Annotated in this window: 21 protein-coding genes; 16 read left to right on the plus strand and 5 right to left on the minus strand. The window is 57.2% G+C overall.

From position 1 onward, the window contains the following. Positions 1–9 precede the first annotated feature (9 nt). Together AOQ71_RS21025 and AOQ71_RS21030 are read right to left on the minus strand one after the other, a co-directional pair. Complete coding sequence (locus AOQ71_RS21025) at positions 10–735, minus strand: gluconate 2-dehydrogenase subunit 3 family protein (RefSeq protein WP_057750332.1); 726 nt, start codon at positions 733–735, stop codon at positions 10–12. A gap of 284 nt (positions 736–1019) precedes the next feature. Further along, positions 1020–3341, minus strand: coding sequence for an FdhF/YdeP family oxidoreductase (locus AOQ71_RS21030; RefSeq protein ID WP_057750335.1), 2322 nt, complete (start codon positions 3339–3341; stop codon positions 1020–1022). A gap of 179 nt (positions 3342–3520) precedes the next feature. Between AOQ71_RS21030 and fdhD the strand changes: the two genes are divergently transcribed. Together fdhD and AOQ71_RS21040 are read left to right on the plus strand one after the other, a co-directional pair. Then, positions 3521–4288 (plus strand): formate dehydrogenase accessory sulfurtransferase FdhD, encoded by a 768-nt coding sequence (gene fdhD / locus AOQ71_RS21035; protein WP_083514377.1) that lies wholly within the window; start codon positions 3521–3523, stop codon positions 4286–4288. A gap of 499 nt (positions 4289–4787) precedes the next feature. Further along, on the plus strand, positions 4788–5942 hold the full coding sequence (locus tag AOQ71_RS21040) for a tyrosine-type recombinase/integrase (protein WP_057750340.1): 1155 nt from the start codon (positions 4788–4790) through the stop codon (positions 5940–5942). Here AOQ71_RS21040 and AOQ71_RS21045 read toward each other — a convergent pair. Both AOQ71_RS21045 and AOQ71_RS21050 read right to left on the minus strand, forming a co-directional pair. After that, complete coding sequence (locus AOQ71_RS21045; RefSeq protein WP_057750343.1) at positions 5939–6499, minus strand: HEPN domain-containing protein; 561 nt, start codon at positions 6497–6499, stop codon at positions 5939–5941. The genes AOQ71_RS21040 and AOQ71_RS21045 overlap by 4 nt on opposite strands. A 2-nt stretch (positions 6500–6501) precedes the next feature. Beyond that, on the minus strand, positions 6502–7725 hold the full coding sequence (locus AOQ71_RS21050; protein WP_057750346.1) for a DUF262 domain-containing protein: 1224 nt from the start codon (positions 7723–7725) through the stop codon (positions 6502–6504). Positions 7726–8046: 321 nt separating this feature from the next. Here AOQ71_RS21050 and AOQ71_RS21055 point away from each other — a divergent pair, with 321 nt between their 5' ends. Both AOQ71_RS21055 and AOQ71_RS21060 read left to right on the plus strand, forming a co-directional pair. After that, the gene (locus AOQ71_RS21055; protein WP_205668247.1) at positions 8047–8238 is read left to right on the plus strand and encodes a ribbon-helix-helix domain-containing protein; all 192 of its coding nucleotides are present in this window, start codon (positions 8047–8049) and stop codon (positions 8236–8238) included. Further along, entirely contained in the window at positions 8238–9560 is a 1323-nt protein-coding gene (locus tag AOQ71_RS21060; RefSeq protein WP_057750353.1) for a DNA cytosine methyltransferase, read from the plus strand. Before AOQ71_RS21055 ends, AOQ71_RS21060 begins: the two co-directional genes overlap by 1 nt. Here the strand turns inward: AOQ71_RS21060 and AOQ71_RS21065 are convergent, their stop codons facing one another. Then, on the minus strand, positions 9561–10541 hold the full coding sequence (locus AOQ71_RS21065; protein ID WP_057750355.1) for a hypothetical protein: 981 nt from the start codon (positions 10539–10541) through the stop codon (positions 9561–9563). It lies immediately after the preceding gene. A 131-nt stretch (positions 10542–10672) separates the two neighbouring features. Between AOQ71_RS21065 and AOQ71_RS43625 the strand changes: the two genes are divergently transcribed. The 12 genes from AOQ71_RS43625 to AOQ71_RS21120 all read left to right on the plus strand — a co-directional run bounded on the left by AOQ71_RS43625 (position 10673) and on the right by AOQ71_RS21120 (position 21019). Continuing rightward, positions 10673–11101: a very short patch repair endonuclease gene (locus AOQ71_RS43625; RefSeq protein ID WP_083514378.1), complete on the plus strand. Its 429-nt coding sequence runs from the start codon at positions 10673–10675 to the stop codon at positions 11099–11101. A gap of 52 nt (positions 11102–11153) precedes the next feature. Continuing rightward, positions 11154–11801: a hypothetical protein gene (locus AOQ71_RS21075; protein ID WP_057750362.1), complete on the plus strand. Its 648-nt coding sequence runs from the start codon at positions 11154–11156 to the stop codon at positions 11799–11801. Between the two features lie 41 nt (positions 11802–11842). Then, the gene (locus AOQ71_RS21080) at positions 11843–13330 is read left to right on the plus strand and encodes a replication initiation protein (protein WP_057750365.1); all 1488 of its coding nucleotides are present in this window, start codon (positions 11843–11845) and stop codon (positions 13328–13330) included. 740 nt (positions 13331–14070) lie between these two features. Further along, positions 14071–14346 carry a hypothetical protein gene (locus AOQ71_RS21085; RefSeq protein ID WP_157083605.1) on the plus strand — a complete coding sequence of 92 codons (276 nt, stop codon included), beginning with the start codon at positions 14071–14073 and terminating at the stop codon, positions 14344–14346. A 201-nt stretch (positions 14347–14547) separates the two neighbouring features. Further along, positions 14548–14742: a hypothetical protein gene (locus AOQ71_RS21090; protein WP_157083606.1), complete on the plus strand. Its 195-nt coding sequence runs from the start codon at positions 14548–14550 to the stop codon at positions 14740–14742. Continuing rightward, the gene (locus AOQ71_RS21095; protein ID WP_057750371.1) at positions 14729–15034 is read left to right on the plus strand and encodes a type II toxin-antitoxin system RelE/ParE family toxin; all 306 of its coding nucleotides are present in this window, start codon (positions 14729–14731) and stop codon (positions 15032–15034) included. The genes AOQ71_RS21090 and AOQ71_RS21095 overlap by 14 nt, the downstream gene beginning before the upstream one ends. 140 nt (positions 15035–15174) lie before the next feature. Then, positions 15175–15372 carry a helix-turn-helix transcriptional regulator gene (locus AOQ71_RS43630; protein WP_083514379.1) on the plus strand — a complete coding sequence of 66 codons (198 nt, stop codon included), beginning with the start codon at positions 15175–15177 and terminating at the stop codon, positions 15370–15372. 495 nt (positions 15373–15867) lie between these two features. Then, positions 15868–17097, plus strand: coding sequence for a type IV secretory system conjugative DNA transfer family protein (locus AOQ71_RS21100; protein ID WP_057750374.1), 1230 nt, complete (start codon positions 15868–15870; stop codon positions 17095–17097). Positions 17098–17130: 33 nt separating this feature from the next. Beyond that, complete coding sequence (locus AOQ71_RS21105; protein WP_057750377.1) at positions 17131–17688, plus strand: hypothetical protein; 558 nt, start codon at positions 17131–17133, stop codon at positions 17686–17688. Further along, on the plus strand, positions 17685–19856 hold the full coding sequence (locus tag AOQ71_RS21110) for a hypothetical protein (RefSeq protein ID WP_157083607.1): 2172 nt from the start codon (positions 17685–17687) through the stop codon (positions 19854–19856). Before AOQ71_RS21105 ends, AOQ71_RS21110 begins: the two co-directional genes overlap by 4 nt. 107 nt (positions 19857–19963) lie before the next feature. Then, positions 19964–20821, plus strand: a complete 858-nt coding sequence (locus tag AOQ71_RS21115; protein WP_057750383.1) for a replication-relaxation family protein — start codon at positions 19964–19966, stop codon at positions 20819–20821. Next, a complete protein-coding gene (locus AOQ71_RS21120; protein ID WP_057750386.1) occupies positions 20822–21019 on the plus strand; it encodes a C2HC-type zinc finger protein in 198 nt (65 codons plus the stop codon). Positions 21020–21049 lie beyond the last annotated feature (30 nt).

A 21049-nucleotide genomic window follows, 5' to 3' on the forward strand; every position in this document is an offset into this window, starting at 1 on the left:
GTGCGGTGCTCACGATTTTGCCGGGGTCCAGTCGGCGCGCCCCGCGATGCTGACGGGCGGATGCGGATAACGTTCGTTGTGACGACCGACCCAGTCGCGATAGTCGTAGCGGATTCCGGGAAAGCCGATCATCTTCCAGCCGACCATGTCGATGTTGCCGCCGTGAATGGGATCGGAGAAGAAGCCTTCCGGCACATCCTTCAGCAGGGCCGAGAAAAACCCCTTCGCATCGACCGCTTCGAACTTGATCTCCCCAGACTCGATCTTTCGCAGCACATCATCCTGGGCGTCGGCATCGAGCTCTGCGAACGATTTCCCGCCCTGGGTTGACTTGCAATGCTTGTCGAGCGCGGCTAGCGCCTTGCGATAGAGCTCGGCGTGGGTCAGTGCCGATTGCGGCCCTTGCTCCTTGGTGCCGTGGGTATGCGGTCCAAGCGTGTAGAGGTTCTGGTTGGACCCGTAGGGCCCCTTGAGCTGGCGATCGATGAACACCGCGCAGCCGGCGATCTTGCCCCCGGGCGTCTCCGGATCGGGCGGGATGATGCGATCGACGATCGCTTCCATCGCGCGGGCTTCATCGAGCGTGAAGAACTGCCACGGACCTGGGCGCACCATCTCTGGCGGCGAGTTCGGACGAGGCGCCCACGGCACGTGATTGTGGATCACCGTCGCGTGCGTGAGGGATGTCGTGCCGACAAACCAGGCCGCGAGTGTCAAAAAGGTTCTGCGCTGCATGGAACATCCATCAGGCCCGTGTCGCCAACGTGAGCCGGATTTGGAGGTTCCTATGCGCAGGTTAGCCTTTGGTAGGAGCGCATCCCGACGCTAGATGCTGATCAGCGCGATACCGAGCTCGCCAATCGCCGAGACCGAGGCGCCGGTGATGTTCTCCAGATTGGCGAACTCGGTGATGGATTGAAAGCCTCCTCGCCCTGATCCAGAATCAGGACAAACACGCGCTCGGCGCCGTCATTGATCGTCTTCGACTTCATCCGACATTCCTGCTGCTATGAGGTCTGTTACGCCGCCGAGATCGGTACCTCGCCGCCCTCGATGATCTCGGGCGGGACATCCTTGAACAGCCGCACCGGCACGGACTTCGCCGCCGGCACCTTGCTGCCTTCGGCATAGTGCCAAAGCGGAATCAGCCCGTTGCATTCGGGATAGTATCCAGCGATGCACCGGCGCGGGATGTCGTAGGGCACGACCTGAAGCTCGCTCAGTCTACGTTCGATACCGTCATTAACCTCCGTCACCAGCGTGACGGTGTCGCCGGATTTCAGCCCGTCCGCCTCCATGTCATCAGGATTCATCAGCACGACGTAGCGGCTGCCATGGATGCCGCGGAAGCGATCGTCCTCGGTGTAGATCGTCGTGTTGAACTGCCCATCCGCGCGCATGGTCATCAGCTCATAGACGCCATCGCTCTCCTTTGGCGGCGCGAAGGCCGCCTTGGGAACGGTGAAATTGGCCTTGCCGTTTGGCGTCTTCCATTTGCGCTCGCGCGCCGCCAGCGGCCGCGGAAAGCCGCCGGGCTCGAACATGCGCTTGTTGAAATCCTTGAACTGGTCCGGATAGGTACGCTCGATCGCATCCCTGATGCGCGAATAGTCGGCGATCCAGCCATCCCAATCGATTTTGGGGTTGGGCTTCAGGGTCGCTTTGGCGAGACCAGCGATGATCGCCGGCTCGGACAAGGCATGTTCGGCGACCGGCCTGCGCTGGCCGCGCGAGCCGTGAATGCAGGCGGTGGAATCCTCCATTGACACGGCCTGCGCCCCGCTGGCCTGCTGGTCGATCTCGATGCGGCCGAGGCATGGCAGCAGATACGTCACTTCGCCTGGTACGATGTGGCTGCGATTAAGCTTTGTTGCGATCTGCACCGACAGACGGAGGCCCGACCAGGCAGGCTCCATCAGCGAACGGTCTGGAACTGCGCGCACGAAATTGCCCCCTAAGCTGACGAAGCCGCGAACTTCACCTTTCAGAATGCCCTCGCAGGCATCCACCGTCGACAAACCGTCCCCGCGCGGCGGTTCGAATTCGTGGAGCTTCGCCTGCTTGTCGAGCGGCACCAGCTTGGTCTTTTCGGAGATGCCGACCGTGCGCTGACCCTGCACGTTGGAATGGCCGCGGATCGGCGAGATGCCGGCACCGGGCTTGCCGATATTGCCGCGCAACAGCAGCAGATTGACGATCATTTTGGTCGTTTCGACGCCATACTTGTGCTGGGTCACGCCCATGCCGTAATTGGCGATGACGGCGTTCGCAGCCATATAAGTGTTTGCAGCCTCAAGCATAGCCGACCGCGTCAGTCCCGACGCCCGCTCGACCTCGTCCCAGCCCTGATTGCGGCAGAATGCGGCGAACTCGTCGAAGCCGGAGGTGTGCTGCGCGATGAAGTCGACATCGACCACGCGCGGCTCGCCATACTTTATCGCCTTGTCGTCCGCCTCGATCACCCATTTGCAAATCCCGACAATCGCCGCTGCGTCGCCGCCGACGCGGACCTGATGATATTGCGTGCTGATGCGCGTGCCGCCCGCGATCATCTGCAGCGGGTTCTGCGGATTGACGAAGCGCTCAAGGCCGCGCTCCCGAAGCGGATTGAAGGTGACGATGGGCACGCCGCGCTGAGCAGCCTCCTGCAGCGGATGCAGCATCCGCGGCGCATTGGTCGTGGTGTTGTGGCCGAAGAAGAAGATGCAGTCGGTGCTCTCGAAGTCCTTGAGCAGCACGGTGCCGACCGGAACCCCGATGACCTCTGGCAAGGCCACAGAGGTCGTCTCATGGCACATATTGGAGCTGTCGGGGAAATTGTTGGTGCCGTACATCCGGCCGAACAGCTGGTACATGTAACTGGCCTCCAGCGAAGCGCGGCCGGACGTGTACATGATCACCGAATGGGGATCGAGCTTGTTGAGCTCGGCGCCGATCTCGCGAAACGCTTGGTTCCAGTCGACTGCCACATATTTGTCGCTGACCGGATCATAGCGCATTGGATTGGTCAGCCGCCCCTGCTCCTCCAATTGATGATCGGACCAGGCGCGCAGCTCGGTGAGCGTATGCTGAACGAAAAACTCCGGCGTGACCGTCTTGCCGGTTATTTCCCAGGCGGTCGCCTTGGCGCCATTCTCGCAGAATTCGAAGGGACGCGGACTTGCCGGCTTGGCCCAGGAACAGCTGACGCACATGAAGCCATCAGGCTTGTTCTGCTTCAACAGGATCTCGCTGCCCAGGAGTGCAACCTCCTCCTGCGTCAGTATATGCATGACGGCGTTGAGCGAGCCCCAGCCACCGGCGGGAGCATCATAATTCTCGACTTTGGCTTTCTGCCGCATTGGCGGGCCCTTTGCTTGCAAGCCCCCGTACGCAGAACGGAAGGCGGCATCTCAGGTTCCTCAGCATCAGGAACATTGCGCGCGCTCGCGCGTCGATACTTCGTCGCAGGACGAACCTCATGCACGGCTCCCACTCGACCAGACGCGATAGCATCTTGACGCCTACCGCTTCGATCAGGATGCCTCGGCTGACCTCGGGCGGAACGCGGGATGAGCGCGTCATTGCCGAGGAGTGTCCGGTGGCGCTCGTGTTTGACGGCACGACCATGGCTGTTCTGATGGCGACGCCGTCCGATCTCACCGATCTCGCGCTCGGCTTCAGCCTGACCGAGGGGCTGATCGAGGACCCCGGCGAGATCGAGGAATTGTCGGTCGTTCCCGGTGTCGATGGCATCGAACTGCGAACCTGGCTGCGGCCGCGGGCTGGACGCCGGCTGAAAGATCGGCGCCGGCAACTGGTTGGTCCGACCGGCTGCGGCTTGTGCGGCATCGAGAGTCTTGCCGAAGCCAACCGGATGCATTGCACCGTCGTGCGGCAGATCAGTCTCACGCCAGAGCAGATCCGCGCCGCGGTCGAGCGCCTCAGTGCGGCACAAGTCCTCAACCACGCGACGCGGGCCACGCACGCCGCCGGCTTCTTCCAGCCCGGCCATGACGGCATGATCCTGCGCGAGGACGTCGGACGTCACAATGCGCTGGACAAGCTTGCCGGCGCGCTGGCCTCGCAGGGCCTATCTGGCCGCACCGGCGCCGTCATTCTCACGAGCCGGATCTCGGTCGAAATGGTGCAGAAGGCGGCAGCGATCGGCGCCGGCATTGTCGTCGCAGTCTCCGCGCCGACCGCGCTTGCGATCCGCACCGCCGAGGCCAGCGGCCTCACCTTGATCGGCATCGCGCGCGGCAGCGACTTCGAAATTTTCAGCCACTTGGCGGGCGTGCGTCGTTGAGCGACAGACGGAGACGCTCAGCGCAAGATCGACTTGTATCAGGGGCATCATCCATGACTGCTGATGGCCGCCGGACAAGCTTCGACCTCTGAGCCAGGACTCGCGCCGATAGTGGCGATCCGAGGCCAGCAGGTCCTATAGGGGATTATTCACCGTGGCTAAACCTCGATTTTCCTCTGGCGCTCGGACTTGGCGTGCCTCCAGGTCGTGCTCTCCGCTTGAGCGGAATTCGCCGCGGCGCTTTGGCAATTTTCTACTTGCTGAGAAAACACCGTTTGAAAATCCAACGCTCAAACGGTCTTGCTAGCTAAGCTATTGAAATGGTGGGCGCACCAGGGCTCGAACCTGGGACCCGCTGATTAAGAGTCAGATCTTTTACTGCCACATAGTGTGTCATGGTATACGTAACCGCCGGTAACTCATTGTATCGCGTACGGTTTTCATTACATAGCACTCCGCCGCTGCAACCTGCAGCACGCGCTTTCGGAGTGCCAAATCGGTGCCACAGCATCAACCGCTGACCGACGTATTACTGCGAGCCGTCAAGCCGCCCGAGCATGGCACGACCACGCTTTGGGACGGCACGCTCAAGCACTTCGGCGTCCGGATCAGCAGCGGCGGTGCAAAATCCTTCATCGTTCTTCTGGGGTCCGGGCGGCGTCAGGCCATCGGCCGCTACCCCATCATCACCTTGGCTCAAGCCCGCGACAAGGCAAAGACGATCCTGGCGGAGCGAACGCTTGGGAAGCACCGACCCAATTCGATCTCCTGGAAGAAGGCCCTTGAGCTTTACTTGGCAGAGGCAAAAACAAAGAATAGGCCGCGTACCTACAACGAATACGAACGTGCGTTGCGACGGTACTTACCTTTCGGCGACACCAAGCTTGCCGATATTACCAAACAGGATATCTCGGCAAAGCTCGCACGCCTCAGCGATGCACCGTCGCAGCAGAAGCACGCCGCCGTCTACCTCAAGACCTTCTTCAATTGGGCGGTCGACCAAGAATATCTCACCACCAATCCCCTTCAGTCCTTCAAGCAGGGCAAAGCCAAACGGCGCAAACGGCTTTTAAGCGACGAAGAGCTACGAGCCGTATGGCTGGCGACCGATCAAATTGGCGGCCTCTTCGGCGCGATCGTGAAACTTATTCTCCTCACCGGTCAGCGCCGCGGCGAAATCGGAGCGCTGCGCGATACGTTCTACTCCCACAATCAACAAACGGTCGCACTGCCGGGCTCGCTCACCAAGAACCACCTGGAGCACACCTTCCCGGTCGGACAGATGGCGGCAACGCTCATAGCGACGCAGATCAAATCAAACGACCGCCGCAGCAGTGCCCTCCTCTTCCCTTCCCGCACTTCGATCGAGCGTCCCTTCAACGGTTGGTCCAAGTGCAAACGCGAACTTGATGAGCTCGCTAACATCGCTCCCTGGACGCTACACGATCTCCGCAGAACCTTCCGCAGCGGCCTTGGCCGTTTGGGAGTGAGACCCGACATCGCAGAGCGACTGGTCAACCACGTCTCCTCTCGCAGTGATATGGAAGAGACCTACGACCTCTGGACCTACCTGCCGGAAATGCGTGCTGCCATGGAAACTTGGGAGCGCCACGCGATGGACGTTATCACCCGATCGCGCGACTTGGCAGCTTAGGTAGCGGCGGCCGGCTCGACTTCGGTGTCCCCATCAGCCGCCTTTAGTAGCGTTTCCCGCAGGAAGCCGACGAATTTACGCGCGGAACGGTACATGGCTATTATGTCGTCCGGCGTTTTTTCGATATCGAAATTCACGTAGTCGAGATGAACAAGCCGGTTGCGAGTATCGCCGAGTGCGAGGAAGTCTTTAACCGCTTGGTCAAGATCGCCGTCAGCCGCTACTCGGCTTTTCGCCAGTTCGGCGTATTCGCTTCCAAACATCGCAAAGAACTTGTTTGCGTTCTTTTTTTCCCAATCAAAATACGTATGGTACTGGCGCGGAATCACCTTTTGCTCAACCAAGCCAACCACGATTGGATTTGCGTTTGCATGAACACGCGGTATCTCCGCAATAATTCCCGAAATCTCGTGCTCGAACGAACTGGCGATTGCGAGAACTAAGGATCGACGGAAGTTGTTGTTAGTGTCGCTCGCGAAGGACGGCTGTTCGTTTGCTATCAGAAAATCTACGACAGCCTTGTGGGATGCGTAGAAGGTTTCGATGTCAGCCGGCATCACTATCCTGCTGGCTTGATAGCAAGCAGCTCGCGGGCCCGCTCATAGCGCTCGGTCACGTGCGTCGCCCGCCCTATGCCTTCCTTCGTTGCCTCGATAAACTTCTTATCGGACTTAAGGCTTGCGAGGGCCGCGTTGGTTAGCGGCCACACGTCAAGCGATCGATTCTTAAGCGCATCAGTGCAGGCAGCTCGAAACACCGCTTCGAACATGGCAATGCTGAAACGGCCCGTTCGCTCCACGCGGAACACGTCCATTGAGACGTTCTTCACCTGAGCTAAGAACGCCGAGAACAAGCTCTCTAGGAAGCTGAGCTGCGTATCGTCCAGGGCCCGCGCTTTCTTCGCGAACGTATTCAAAAACTGGCCTATAGGCTCGGCGTAGTGTTCACCATCCATGGTCAGCGCGACAACTCTCAAAAGAATCTCCGTATCCTTTGCGTGAAGGTCGGGCTCCGGTTGCCCTATCAGTGCGCGCCAAACCGGTTCGATGTTGAGCTTATTCAGCCGCTCCATAAATCGCGAGTGGTAGAGACTTCCGCGAATCTCTTGCGGACGGAGGTTCACGCCACCCGTATTCAGGCGATTGAATATCTCGAAGATCGAGGTGTCACGGTCTTCCTTGGGCGAATTCTGCTTGATGATCACATTGCGTATGGTTCTCAAATTGAACGTCGTTTGATCCTCGCCGAGCGTCTCAAAGTTCTTCCCATGGAAGCGAGACCGCTGCCCGCCGGCAGCGCCTGGCAGGTACAAATTGAACTTCTGAAAATATGCGTCGTCTGCCAGTATCTCCTTCGGAAGGAGGCCTTTCTCGGCGACGATCCGGCGAATGGCTGGGCGTTGCGCGCGCCGTGGAAACCGCCCTTTGACAAAATAGTAGATCGACATGAGGCGCTGCTGCCCGTCGATCACCAAAAACTTGTTCCGATCTTCCTCATACAGAAAAATCTGAGGAACCGGCAGTCCGATGAGCACTGACTCGATCAGTTTGGAAGCCCGCTTCCGGTCCCACACATAGTTCCGCTGAAAGCCTGGTATCTGAAAGGGCCCAGCTTCGATGAAATCGACGATCGTTCGAATGTTGAAATCGTTCGGCGAAGCCGTGATGTCATAGTCTTTGAAACTTGCATCGATATCTTCGGAGCCGTCGTCGGTGAACCAGGCCGACTGGTCCTCTCCCTCTTCAGCGACCGCAATATCTTCGTCTTCACCCAAAGCTGGCATTCTTGCTTTCTTTCGCCTTCAGATATCGGATGCGGCAGGGCCCGGACGCACACAAGCGGCCCCATCCCGGCCTGTCGCTCAGTTCTGGATATCACCATTCCAGGCGCATAATGCGAAATCCTGAACGCACGGGGTGTGCCTATCCGGCCGGTACGGCAACTTTTATACGCCCAATCAACAAGTTAGCCATGCCGCGACTTTGGCATTGAACATAGAACAAAATAAGAACAGTGTGGGAAAGTTCACGGATTGTTTTGATTCGCCCGGCAGGGTGTGCATCATGCCGCTGCAAAGTGATGCACTCTGATGCGCGCGACTGAGATGAGCAAGAACCCGCGGACAACGGCAACGCTGACGGCCGAGCAAGGCCGCCTGCTACGCCTCATGGCTGAGCGACGGAAGGTCTCAGTCTCGTGGCTGATCCGCCATGCAGTTGATCGCCTCATTGAAGACGAAAGCAAGGGCTTGCAGCTCACGTTGGATATTTCTCCGCAAGATCGGAAACAGCCCTGATGCCGCAGGCCCCGAAGTATAAGAAGCCACTGCGAGCTTTCCGCTGCCTCGACTTGTTTGCGGGCGCCGGCGGCTTTTCCGAGGGCTTTCGCCAAGCCGGCTTCCATACCGTCGCGGCCACCGACATCGACCCCTCGGCTGGCGGGACGTACGTTCACAATCATCACAAACATGGCACGAAGTTTGTGCTTGGTGACATATCCGACCGGCGCATCAAGGAAGAGCTGTTTGAGACTGTAAGGGACGTCGAGCTTGATGCTGTGATAGGCGGGCCACCCTGTCAGGGCTTCTCGCAGGTTCGCAATCACAACCGGCTCATCAACGACCCGCGAAACAAGCTATATCGCCACTACGTGTCAGTGATACGGACCCTCCGGCCGCGCACGTTCGTAATGGAGAACGTTCCGGGCCTGGAAAATCTAGCTGGCGGCGCCGTCCGCGACCAGATCCTCGAAGACCTCGCGATCGACAACGAGTACCGCGTCGAGTGCCGCGTACTTGATGCCGCCGCGTTCGGGGTGCCACAGAACCGATTGCGCATTCTCTTTATCGGCGTTCGCAGAGACCTGGAGCTTGCGCCACTTTTCCCTGAAAGTCAGTTTCTGGGATCGCTCCCCTTCTTAGAGCGCCGGCCCAATGGCGATCGTTGGAAGTATCGCCACGGCAAGTCCTCAGAGACGGTTCGGTCGCTCGCGAAGCTCCTTGACCCTGACAATGCGCAACTGGTCACCGTCGAGCAAGCGATCGGCGATTTGGCGTGGCTCAACCCCGCTGAAAAGCTCGTGCGCAAACCTTCAAACGAAGCGATCGCCTACGAAAGCAAAGCGCTCTCCGCATATCAAAAGGCCCGTCGTGCCGGCTCGACCGAACTCTTCAACGCGGATGTGCCGTCAATTCGCGAGGATACGGTGTTACGGCTGCGCTCGATTCCCCAGGGCGGCAACTTTCGCGACCTGCCCCCCGAACTAGCGACGCGATATCTATCCGATAAGAAGTGGGGCCCGGAGCTCGGCCGCGAGACGTTGAGCCGCAAGTATTTCTTTGCCTACCGCAAGCTGCATCCCCGGCACTTCAGTTGGACGCTCAACACCAAGGCGGATTGTGTATTTCACTACGGTAAGCCGCGCGCGCTCACTGTCCGCGAATTCGCACGGCTTCATTCGTTTGACGATACATACCACTTCCCGGCCGGCGATCGGCACAGCAGATATCGGCAAGTTGGCAATGCGGTACCACCGCTCTTCGCCAAAGCTATCGGCCAGACCCTCGCTTCCATTCTTACGCAAGCGGATAAGGCGAAGCAGCTCGCGCTAGCGCTCTAGTCAGGACTCGCCGAAGCGCCCGCGCATTTCGACCAAGAAGTTGTCGAGCGAGCGCAGCTTGCCGGTGCCAACCCACGGCTCGATTTCCTTGAAGCGATCTCCATGCGTCTCCCGCAGCAGCGGGAGACAGATGTGATACACGTTGTGGAAAATGTAACCGCCGCGATCGCGGCCCGGCTCTGCGTTAACGACATTTTTTAGACGGGCAATATCAAATTCATTCGTTATCAACGCGTAGGTCAGCTCGGTGGTTTGCGTCTTGTTCATTTGAAACGAATGATACTCCGACTGGAACTGCGTTTCGCGATCCTGACGCATCGACCATTTCGCCGTCGCGATGACGTGCGTTATCTCGCCCTCAACAATGGCAATATCCGGATGAGGCTCGCGCTTGCGTGGATCGCCCTTGTTACGTGGAGGCGCACGCCGGAAACCGGGCAAGCCGGATACTGGCGTGCGAAGTGGCAATTTTTCGAGCGGTATCTTGGACACGCGCTGCAAAAGAATTAGCAATAGATCTTCGAATCCTTCGCCGAGTGCATTCTTGCGCTTGTTGCCCAACGTGAAGAAATCGCGGCTCTGGACTTCAATCGTGCGCGCGAGCGCGAGTGCGCGATCTTCCTTGATTCCCTCGCCACGCAGGTGCGCTTGAATTGCGGAGATAAGTTCCGACTCGGTCTCGCTGTCGATCTCGCCGTCCTCTTCTTCGCGGCGCTTGAGTTCGGCTACGCATCCCTTAAACAGGACATCAATCTGCGACGGGAGTTCCTTTCGAGAGATATTCCAGTGTTTGCAAAGCAGCTCCGTAAACCGCGCGGCGCGAGCATGAAAAACACCACCGGGCTGCATGTGGTTGGAATCGTAGATGTGAGCCAGGCCCGCGCCAACGTTCATCCAAAGCAAGCAGCGATACACGTGTTCCCACGCATTCTGCTCAGTGACTTCGCCTGCGCTCGCAAAATATTCTTCGAGAACGCGCATGCGCGTTCCCTGCCCGAATGGTGTATCCTTAGCCAACCTGTTCCCCGCCCACAACCCGCCAGGCCGAATCGCAATCTGGCTGCAACCTATGATTACTCGATCGGCGGCTAGAAGCGAGTCTTTGAATCACTATGGATCGGCTAAGTCCCGAAGCCCGCAGCAGAAATATGGCACGCATAGGCAGCCAGGACACAACTCCCGAGCTTGCCGTCCGGAGGGTCGTGCACGCCGCGGGCCTTCGCTATCGTCTCCACCGTCGAGACCTTCCGGGCAAACCCGATCTCGTTTTTCCGGGCCGCCGTGCAGTCCTGTTCGTGCATGGTTGTTTTTGGCACGGCTGTACAAAGTGCATCGACGGGACTCGCAGGGTGCAATCGAATCAGCAGTATTGGAATCCAAAGATCACCGGCAACCGCGAACGTGACGCGCGACATGCCGCGACATTGCGAGCCGATGGCTGGACTGTCTTCACTATCTGGGAATGCGAGACGATCGATCCCAAGCAGCTCAAGCGTATTGTTGGACGCATCAAGAAATTGCCCTCAGCTTCTCGCCCCTAGCCCGTGGGGATAACCGGCGACCTGCGCCGAGCCGGCCGGTTATCATCAACCCATGGAAAACATCGACATGTCGCGACAGGGCGCGACCAGCGGCGACAGCGAATTTACTCTAACAATCGAGGACGCTCTCGCCCTTTACGCCGCAGCCGGCATCCCCCGCACCCCCCGAAGCATTCAGAGATACTGCGCAAAACAACACCTTGCGTCACGTCGTATCGAGACAGAGTTTGGCGAGAAGTATCTCATAACCCGCGCATCGGTTGAGAAGCACATTGCCTACATCAAGGAGGTAATGGCAGCGACCAGTCGCGACTTGCCGCGACCTGTCGCGACAGAATTTAGTGAGATAAATTCCGACGACAAGCAGCGACAAGAAGGAACGACAGGCTCCGACGTGCAACGACCAGTCGCGATCACTGTCGCCGCAGAAAATAAGGACGACAAGCGGCGACAAATACCTGCGACATCCTCCGACCAGCCGCGACCTGTCGCGACAGCACCGACAGGTGACGACAAGTATCTGTCGCTCCTTGAACGAGAGAACGAATTTTTGCGCGGAGAGATCGCAGTGAAGAACACGCAAATCTCGGAACTAACTGAGCGCGCCCGCGAAACAAACCATCTCGTTGCTGGGTTACAAAACTTGTTACGACCGCTGTTGGGCAAACCAGAGGAACGGCCCGACAGTCCACAAGTCTAGGCCGCACAGCTGCGTTTCCGTGTCATAATTTCTATGACCATATGGAAGCGACGACGAGGACCGACAACCAGCGACACTTAGCAGCCGAAGCGGTGTACCTTGAGAGCACCTTACTTCGCGTGTTTGGCGTTTTGTTTTGCCACGATCCCAAGCGCGCCCGCACGCGCACAGGCAAAGTCGAGATTAACCGCGGCGTCGCGGAAAAGGGAATTACTGTCCGGCTCGATCCGGAATACGCACAACCAGGTCCGTTCGCACACAAAGTCGCGATGGCAATCTTACGCAAACAGTCACGCTTTGGTTCTCCAGCTCAGAACCGCATCTCTTTTTCACAACGTGAATTGATGAAGATGACAGGCCGCAAAACATGGGGAGGCCGCGATAGTGAAGAGTTAGAGCTGGCCCTTAAGCAGATCCGCTACACGCACGTGGTCGCGCACTTCAAACAGCAGGACAAGTTTATTGAGCACGACTTCAGTATATTTAACGAGGTGCTGATCGAACGCCGAAACTTACCAAATGATCCGATTACGGCCTGCACAGTCGTCATTGCTGATCCGATCATTCAGTCGCTTAATGACCGCCACTTTGCTTGCTTGAACTACAGCCTCATCCAGGATCTCAGCTCCATCGCAGCAGCGCTGTACATTAGGCTCTTCTACCATTTCTCAATCCTCTACGATGGAAAGCATTTGGACCGTGTCGGGTTCAAGAAGCGCTATGACGACATTTGTGCCGAGTGGTTAGGCGGGATAACCGTTCAACGGTACCGGTCCGACATTCTACGCGATCAACTCGGGACGCATTTGGACCTCCTCGTAGCCGTTGGCTTCTTGAAATCTTACTCACTTGCACCAGCCGAAACTAGGGAAGGGTTCGTTTTGAGCTTTCAGGCTGGGCAGCAATTCGCTGCTGACTACAAGACCTTTTACGCTAGTCGAGCCAAAGCTGAGTTCTCGATCGAGCTCAATACAGACAATCAAACGATCGGCGAGCCATTAGAAGTCGCCTACTTGTTTGCTGAAAAGATTACCGGCAAGAAGCGGGCTGGCATTTCTTATGTGCCGACACGAGAGGTAGAGACAGCTAAGGAGATTTTGACCGTCGTTCCGATGGAACGCATAGACGCATTTCTCGACTTTGCTCTAGTCCAAGCCCGAAGGACGAACTTTGAACCCCAGACCCTGGCCGGCATTCGCCAATACATCAATCCATTCCTTGCAACAGGGAAGAGGCAGGCGGCCGAGACCGCCAGGAAGAATAGTCAGCTTGCCAAAGAGCAAGAGGAGCGCTTACAGGCTGATTACGGCGCATATCTCCGCACTACCGCAGCGCAGGTATTTGACCGACTTCCAGATAGAGAGCGCATCCCCGTAGAGAATGCCGCAAGATCGAAAGCAAGACCGCCTTTAGGAGGCACGAAGGCATTTTCACAGCTTCTCTTTGAGGTCGAAAGAACTCGACTGGTTGTCGATCGTTACCCCGAAGAATTCCAAACATTTGAGAAGTGGAAGGAAGCCACACAGTAGATCGACGGTGGAGATCACCATGGACCGGGGGGTTTGACCGGAGTCCGTGGGGGGATCAGCCGGAGATGGCGGGGGGTTTGACCGGAGCAATTGGGGGGTTCTACCGGAGCTGGAGGCGCTACTTGGTCATTTGCGCGGCCCAACAGAGCCATTTCCTAGCTCGTCCGGTTAATCCCTATATACTCTTATAACTTCTAACTCTGTGTGTGGGCTCATTCTTCAAAAAAGGAAGCCAGTGGTGCCAAGGTCAGCGAGATGTTGCTAATCCCGAGCCTCTGCAATACGGCTCATCGCTTGCGTCCGCACTGCCAACACTTATTCAAAATATAGCTCAACAAAGCCTCAGAATGGTCGCGTCTGTTTCCGCAACACAAACATACTTCTGTCAATAACCTCAACCCTCATAGTGTCTTTGACGTCGGATTTCCCGCCACACATCAACCGATCCAAAAGTGGGGCATTCCAAAATATGGCTCAACAGAGCCACGGAAATTAGGTCGCACAATATCTGTTTCGCGACCCTGGCTCACAATTTGACAGATTCATAATTCGTGATTCAATTAAGTTAGGCAGATGCACGATCGCGCGCTTAGCTACGATGCATAAGCACTCTGGCAACTGATTTTAGTTTTTGCCCCCAGAGGCGAACTCTTTGTGGCTGATACATCGGCCTCGGAGAGCTCGTCTCATGGGAGATGAGTGCTCGCCCGAGCCAAACACCGGGCAAAAGGATGATGACGATGCAAGCCGCATTGATCACGTCTCGCGATCCCAAAGGCCTCCAGTTTGTGTCGATCGTCGAAGCCGCCTACAACAAGGCCAAGCTCGACGGTACCGCCGCCCAACTCCTCAACGAGCGCGGCGACGAGCTAAAGGCGGGAGTTTTGGAACTCATCGCCAAGCTCAGCGCCACCGACCATTTCGCCGACGTAAGCAAGGAGGCGTACCGGTCGGCCAGTCCGTCCGAAATAACGGAAACGGCCAAACGTCTCGCGAAGGAGCTGAGGAAGAATTGATCCACGCTCCCCAGCGTCGAGAGCCTCGATCTTTGCAGTCAACAACACGTTCAGGGCAGCCCGATCGGGCTGCCCTTTCTTTTGTCATCGACATACAAACTGTATTTACGTCAATCGACGTGCAAATTCCTATCCCTCCCGGCAAAGCGGACCGCAGTATGCTACAATGTCGCTATGGCAACTAAGACCCTACAACTTGCGATGACCAAGGCATCCGCCCTTCCTGAAGCGGCTCAGGAAAAGATAGCGCGCGAGGTGCTTGAGAGTGTTGAGCTGCTGACCCGATTGCGTGCAGACGTGGAAGTTGGCATCCGCGAACTTGAAGGCGGACTGGGAGAAGAACTCCACATGTCAGACGTTATCAAGGAGGCTCGGAACACCTATGGCCGCAGCTAGGCGGCTCTCGTGGTCCCCTTCCTCCCGCCGAGACCTACTCGATATCTACCGGTACTTTGCTCAGGTCGCTTCTCCGGACGTTGCCGAAAACCTGCTCCTGGAAATCGACATAGTTACCGGCAGGCTCAAACATGAACCTTTCATGGGCTCGCCCCGCGACGAGATATACCCGGGAATCCGGGCAACGTTCTCTTCCCCCTATATCATTCTGTACCGGGTCACAGAGGATGCAGTCGAGATTGCACGCGTTGTACACGAAAGGCGCGCTCCTCTTTCACCCGACGAGCTTTGACCAAACTTCCTGAAGCCGGTACCGCTGCACTTCCTCAAGTTGCGCATTTCCCTCTTTCAACGTGCGGGAACTTTGGCTACAGTTTCAGGACGGCCGCTTACACCGGACCGTTGCAACGGCTCCCAACCCGGAGCTTTGCAATGGACGACAAAGTGGTTGATTGGAAGGGACTGAAGGCGCTCGGAATTCCTTATTCGCGGGCGCACATCTGGCGAATGATGGCTGCTGGTGATTTTCCGCAAGCTTTTAAACTTGGGAGACACCGCAACTCTCATCCTGTCTGGTGGCTATCGCAAATAGTCGAGTGGCTTCACGGCCATTCCGGCCGCAAGGCATAGCTCCTTCCGGAGCGACACCCGCGCCTCCAAACGCGGGTGTTTCCGTTTCTACGGTACGGAAACAAGCCATGGACACGACCATGGCCCCCGTTTCCATGGCGCGTAGCCACCCATCAGTTGCAAAAATCGCTTTAAATACAGACACTTCCGCACCTGTTCGCGTGGACTTAGCAGCCCCGACCCAATCCTCCCTTGGTCTTCCCTCCCATATATGAGTCGGGAAAGACTTGAAGACCCGCAGGCGCTATCGCTGGCGGGCTGCGGTAGGATTGGGTCGGGGCTGAACGCCCCAGACGAACAGGTGCGGACCTTTGCACCTTCCCCAATCCGACCGCGCGCCGGAAAAACCGGCGCATCGGCAAAATCGCTATTTGCGATTTTGCGAGTTACAATTTTTTTGGAATCGTTCTTTCGCTTTCAAACATCGGTGCCCGATAGTCGGGGGTGGAAGGGCTGACAAGGCGCGGCATTCGCATTCCGAGCTGGTGCCGATGTATGACCGCGATAGGTTTCCACAAAGCCAAACTTAGTCCGATCCACCTTTCGGCTGACGCCCGCCGTCGGCACCTCTACGTGATCGGCCAAACAGGGGTCGGCAAGTCCACGCTCCTCGAAAGCATGGCACTCGATGATATCCGTGCTGGGAGAGGCATCTGCTTTATCGACCCCCATGGCCAGAGTGCCGAGCGGATTGCGAACAACATTCCGGAGTCCCGGACCCAGGATACTGCGTACATTGACTACGATCCCGAACACCCGTTCGGGCTCAACATCCTCCGGACGGCAGATCCCCGAAACAAGTCGCTCACGGTCGAGCACATAGTTTCTATGTTTTGGAATATCTGGCCCGAAAATATGGGGCCGAATTTGGAGGACGTACTTCGCAACTCGCTCTATCTCCTGCTCGACAACGAGCACACCAGTTTGAACGATACGCTCCGCCTCCTCACGGACAGCGACTACAGAGCTCGACTCCTACGAAACTGCACGAACAGAGTGGTCAAGCATTTCTGGCAAGAAGAGTTTGAAGCTAAGGCTGACAAGCAAAAGGCCGAGGAAATCCGGTCAACGACGAACAAGCTTCGCGCCTTTCTTTCAAATCCGCACCTCGCGAACATTTTGGCCGGACCAAGCACCCTCAACATCTCCCACCTCATGAACGAGGGGAAGATACTCATTCTCAATCTGTCGAAAGGGCGGTGGGGCGAGAAGCCCGCCAAGCTTCTTGGATGTCTGTTCATCATCGCCATCGCACAAGCGGCCGAAGCCCGCGCTGATATCCCGGAGGACAAGCGCCGCGACTTCTATCTCTACGTCGACGAAATGCAGAACTTTCAAAACGACGGCTTCAACGCCATCCTATCCGAAGCGCGCAAGATGCGACTTTCGCTTATCCTCGCAAACCAGTTTTACGCCCAACTTCCCCCTGCCCTGCAGGCCGCCATATCGGGCAACGTCGGCACCCTTGTAGCCTTCCGGGTCGGTGCCGATGACAGCGACCTAATCGGTAAAATATTACGCCATGGCAATCCCGGAAACTTGCAGGACACGGCGAACTTTGAGGCGTGGGTAAGAACCCTCGCAGACGGCACTCCAACAGGTCCATTCCCCATTGCCACCTATCCGCCCGATCGAGCATCTCTCGGTCGGTTCAACGCGGTCAGGAAGCGCACTATCGCGGTGCACAGTCGGAAAGTGGGGACTCCACACGTACAACCATCTTGAGATAAGCTTTCGGGAGGTGGCTGGGGGTTGTGCATGGACGAGGACAATATCTGGAGCACTTGGGGCATACCCGTTCTACTCGCCGCCGCCGTCGGCGGCGTCTACATCGTCAACCTCTGGGCCGAGGCGACACGGCCATCGCCCCTCCTCTACCTCATCGCGGCTGGAACGATCGTCGTCATCGGGTACTTCGGCCATTACTACAAGCGCGTCGAGCAATATAGCGGAGCTATGGCCGGCGCTTTAGTCGCTCTGATTTTCATCCCAAGCAAAGCTTCCCTCGAACTAAGTCTGTTTTTGTTTGCTGGGATTACCGCCGCCATCGCGTACATGGGCAAGGTTTATATGAATCTTCCCCACTTCAAAGAGGCCGAAGCCAAACGAGCGCGCGCGAAGGAAGACCAGCGTCTTGCCAAAGAGAGGGGTCGCGTTCGGGACGAACTAGCCGCTCTTCGGCACGCCGACGAAGCCAGGCGGCAAGAGCAAGAAGCGCGGTACGCCGACGCAACCAAAGAAGAGTACCGGTCGGCCAGCCCGGCCGAGATATCGGAAACGGCCAAGCGTCTCGCGGACGAGCTGAGGAAGCATTGAGCTACCCGTCTCGCCAGCAGTTCGCCTTAGACCTCTCCACACTCTACTTCGACTATTGCGCATCCAATTCGCCCATGCCGGATGCGCTGCTCCAATCATTGGTTAGCGCGTTCAGTGCTGCCTTTGTAGCAGCCCAATCGACCGAGCGACCGAACGAGGCCTATCATCACCTTCTGAAGGCCTGCGTAAAGGCACTAATTGCTTTTCATCGCAAGCTTGACCCACGCGCCTTTGCTGCTGATTCCTCCGCGCTCTTCTCCCAAAAAGTGCTTCTCGACCTCGCTCTGCCCATTGAGGCGTTGGTAAGTTCCGTTGCGGAAGCCATGCCCTCACTCTCCGCACTCGGCATGTTTCGCGCGGGCCAGCTCTATCACGTCTTCACCGACAGCTTTTCCGATCCAGAGCCGACCTTCGATCGCCGAGAACCGATCGCCCCCGATCCCTATCAGCGCCGCGACTTCCGAGAAGCCAAAGAGCGCTTTCGCCAGGACCACAAAACGTGGATCGAGGAGAAACGCCAATTCGAGAAAGATCGAGAGAAATTCCTCGCCGAGCTTGACCCGCTCGATGCCCGTTTCAACGGTACTTTCCTTTGGAATTTTGCTCCCCTCCTCCCGCGCACCTTCGAAGTCGAAATACCGCTCGTTGTCGACGAGCAATCGCGGATGCAGCACATGTGGGTCGTTGCCGATAGCGGCCATGGCAAAACGCAGCTGTTTCAGCGAATGATCTTAGAAGACCTCAAGGAGGTTGCCGCAGGTCGCCGCTCGATCATCGTGATCGACAGCCAAAACAAGCTCATCCCGAACATCGCTAAACTTCAATTCTTCGCGCCAGGCCAACCGCTACACGGCCGCTTATCCGTCCTCAATCCGATGGATGTTGATCTCGCGCTCAATCTCTTTGATCTCCGCCTTCGCTTGAATTCCAACGACCGGCAACGCAGAACGGTGATCAACGCCACCCTCGAACTGTATAGCTTCCTGTTTAGCTCTCTACTTGCCCGGGAGATGACCGGCAAGCAGGAGACTTTATTCGCATACGTCGCCGAATTGCTATTCCAGGTCGACGGTGCCACGATCCACGATTTCCGCAACATCATGCGAAAAGGCGGAATCGACAAGTATCGGCCGGTCATCGAGGGACTGCCATCGACCTCTTCCGTCAGGCAATTTTTCGAGAACGGCTTCACGTCAAGCGACTATGCCCAAACAAAGAGTGAAGTCGAGAGTCGCATCGATTCTTTGCTTCGTAACGCCACGTTTGAAGCCATGTTTGGCCAAAAGGAATGCAAGCTCAACCTGCTTGCCGAGATAAATTCCGGCCGCGTCATACTCGTCAACACAGCGGAAAGCCTGTTGTTTGAGGCGGGTGTTCGATTCTTCGGGCGGTTCGTCCTTGCGCTCATTGGCAACGCAGTCGCAGAGCGCGCCGCCATGACAGACGAGCGCGCCAAAATTCCGACGTACGTCTATCTGGATGAAGCGTACCAGTACATCAAAGATGACAAGAACTTTGTCGGTATGCTCGCGAGAGCCCGCAAGCAATACATTGGCCTCACCGTCGCTCAACAATGGCTCGGCCAACTTGATGACCCCGTCTACGAGGGTCTGGCCGCGATCGCCAATACGATCGTCGCGGGCGGCGTCAGTCCGTCCGACGCGTTCAAGATCGCGCAAATGATGAGCAATTCGGATCCTGACTTTGTGCGCCGGCAGCCGGATTTGACGTTTGCCTTTTTCAACAAGAAGGCAACGCCAGAGGGCGCAGTAGCAGTTGCGATCCCCTACGGCGTGATGGAAAAGCTACCCACGATGACAGCCGTCGAGTATCAGCAACAGCTAGCATACATGCGCCATCGTTTCGGTCCATCTATAGCGGAAGAGAGCTACGATCTCCATTGGGAGATCACAATCAGCCCGAAGCTTGCCCGAAATGGTGGGCAAACCAGAGAACACGGCTTTCTCATAACCATCCCGCCCGGCACCAAGGATGGCGCCATCCTGCGATTGAAGGGGCAAGGGCGCCCGAATCCTGACGGCAGCTATGGGCACGTCTTCTTGAAAGTGCATGTTCCCAAGCTTCACCAGACAACCGAAGGTCTTACAGGCAGCCCGACCGATCACCCGAAGAAAGAACCTCCCCCGCGCGATTCCAAGGTTTGGTAGTCAAAGACTTTTTTTGTCGCGGCATACCTCCACACTGTTGAGCATTGTGCTTCCGGGCTGTGTACAGCCAACGTTTTCTTCTGCCGCCGCCCGTTATTCAATGAGGTATGAATCGGCCTCGCACCAAACGCCTCCCCATCGTCTTGCGCCGCCTTTCCTCGCGGCACAACCAGATTCTCTCTGCGCTCGCTCGCTATCGCTATCTCGATAGCAAGCACATATTTGCGCTCATCGGCTGCGAAAATAGCAACGCCAAGAGCGCACTGCGCAGGCTCTTTGACGCTGGGCTTATAAACCGCCTCTCCAACAATCTCTTTCGCCGCGACCGCCTCAAAGATCCGCAGGTATATGAAATTTCCGCCGAAGGGATCGCGTACCTGAAAAGCCGCGAACTACTCCCCGATCGCGCCATCTGGGTTAAATCCGGTTCGCGTGGGACGCCCGTTCACAATCTCGTCGTCTGCCTTGCTCTCGCATCCTTCGAAGTTGCAGTCACCAAAGCTGGCCTGCGATTCATCCCCTGGGAAGCAATACTCACCCGCGCGCCCAGTGCCACGAAGCAGCTCAAGGCTCCCTTCCGTTTCCCGGTCACCAGCGGCGAGCTCATACCCGACGCCATTTGTAGCGTCGAGTATCCAAACGAATATCGCATGTTCTTTTGGGAGATCGACCTGAGCAATCACGGCGAGAAGGAGTACGCGACGAAGGCCCGCGGTTATCACGAGCTGATCTTCAAAGGCGTCTACAAGCGCCACCTCGGCGTTCAGCAGTTGATGAACGTGCTCACGATCACGACGAACACAGCCCGTCGCGACACCATGGCAAATCTCGCCAAGGATAAGCCGTTCCTGTTCAAGGTCGTGCCTGAATATGGGAGCTACGAAGCAGCTCCCGCACCCGCACAGTCAATTCTCGAGAATTGGCACCGTGCCATCCACCCGCCCGTAAACCTGAAGGAGATCTAAATGGACTACGACATCAGTAAAGCGAAAGACCTTATCGAGAAGCGCGAAGACATCGACCGGCAGCTAGCTGAAATCTTCGGCGGTTCAGGCGCTGCAAAAACTCGCGCCGCGCAGAAGTGCTCTAAATGCAACAAGGAGGGCCATTCAGCACGAACCTGCCCGGAAAAAGAAACCGCTACTCAGTTGCCGGCACTCTAGCCAACACAAAAGGCCCCGATCATATCGGGG

This window comes from Bradyrhizobium manausense (genome assembly GCF_001440035.1).
Lineage (GTDB): Bacteria > Pseudomonadota > Alphaproteobacteria > Rhizobiales > Xanthobacteraceae > Bradyrhizobium > Bradyrhizobium manausense.

Coding starts and splice junctions, on each gene's coding strand:
- AOQ71_RS21025 (WP_057750332.1), bottom strand. CDS start 735: ATGCAGCGCAGAACCTTTTTGACACTCGCGGCCTGGTTTGTCGGCACG.
- AOQ71_RS21115 (WP_057750383.1), top strand. CDS start 19,964: ATGAATCGGCCTCGCACCAAACGCCTCCCCATCGTCTTGCGCCGCCTT.
- AOQ71_RS21060 (WP_057750353.1), top strand. CDS start 8,238: ATGCCGCAGGCCCCGAAGTATAAGAAGCCACTGCGAGCTTTCCGCTGC.
- AOQ71_RS21090 (WP_157083606.1), top strand. CDS start 14,548: ATGACCAAGGCATCCGCCCTTCCTGAAGCGGCTCAGGAAAAGATAGCG.
- AOQ71_RS21050 (WP_057750346.1), bottom strand. CDS start 7,725: ATGCCAGCTTTGGGTGAAGACGAAGATATTGCGGTCGCTGAAGAGGGA.
- AOQ71_RS21120 (WP_057750386.1), top strand. CDS start 20,822: ATGGACTACGACATCAGTAAAGCGAAAGACCTTATCGAGAAGCGCGAA.
- fdhD (WP_083514377.1), top strand. CDS start 3,521: ATGCCTCGGCTGACCTCGGGCGGAACGCGGGATGAGCGCGTCATTGCC.
- AOQ71_RS21065 (WP_057750355.1), bottom strand. CDS start 10,541: ATGCGCGTTCTCGAAGAATATTTTGCGAGCGCAGGCGAAGTCACTGAG.
- AOQ71_RS43630 (WP_083514379.1), top strand. CDS start 15,175: ATGGACGACAAAGTGGTTGATTGGAAGGGACTGAAGGCGCTCGGAATT.
- AOQ71_RS21085 (WP_157083605.1), top strand. CDS start 14,071: ATGCAAGCCGCATTGATCACGTCTCGCGATCCCAAAGGCCTCCAGTTT.
- AOQ71_RS21075 (WP_057750362.1), top strand. CDS start 11,154: ATGGAAAACATCGACATGTCGCGACAGGGCGCGACCAGCGGCGACAGC.
- AOQ71_RS43625 (WP_083514378.1), top strand. CDS start 10,673: ATGGATCGGCTAAGTCCCGAAGCCCGCAGCAGAAATATGGCACGCATA.
- AOQ71_RS21030 (WP_057750335.1), bottom strand. CDS start 3,341: ATGCGGCAGAAAGCCAAAGTCGAGAATTATGATGCTCCCGCCGGTGGC.
- AOQ71_RS21100 (WP_057750374.1), top strand. CDS start 15,868: ATGACCGCGATAGGTTTCCACAAAGCCAAACTTAGTCCGATCCACCTT.
- AOQ71_RS21045 (WP_057750343.1), bottom strand. CDS start 6,499: ATGCCGGCTGACATCGAAACCTTCTACGCATCCCACAAGGCTGTCGTA.
- AOQ71_RS21055 (WP_205668247.1), top strand. CDS start 8,047: ATGAGCAAGAACCCGCGGACAACGGCAACGCTGACGGCCGAGCAAGGC.
- AOQ71_RS21095 (WP_057750371.1), top strand. CDS start 14,729: ATGGCCGCAGCTAGGCGGCTCTCGTGGTCCCCTTCCTCCCGCCGAGAC.
- AOQ71_RS21105 (WP_057750377.1), top strand. CDS start 17,131: ATGGACGAGGACAATATCTGGAGCACTTGGGGCATACCCGTTCTACTC.
- AOQ71_RS21080 (WP_057750365.1), top strand. CDS start 11,843: ATGGAAGCGACGACGAGGACCGACAACCAGCGACACTTAGCAGCCGAA.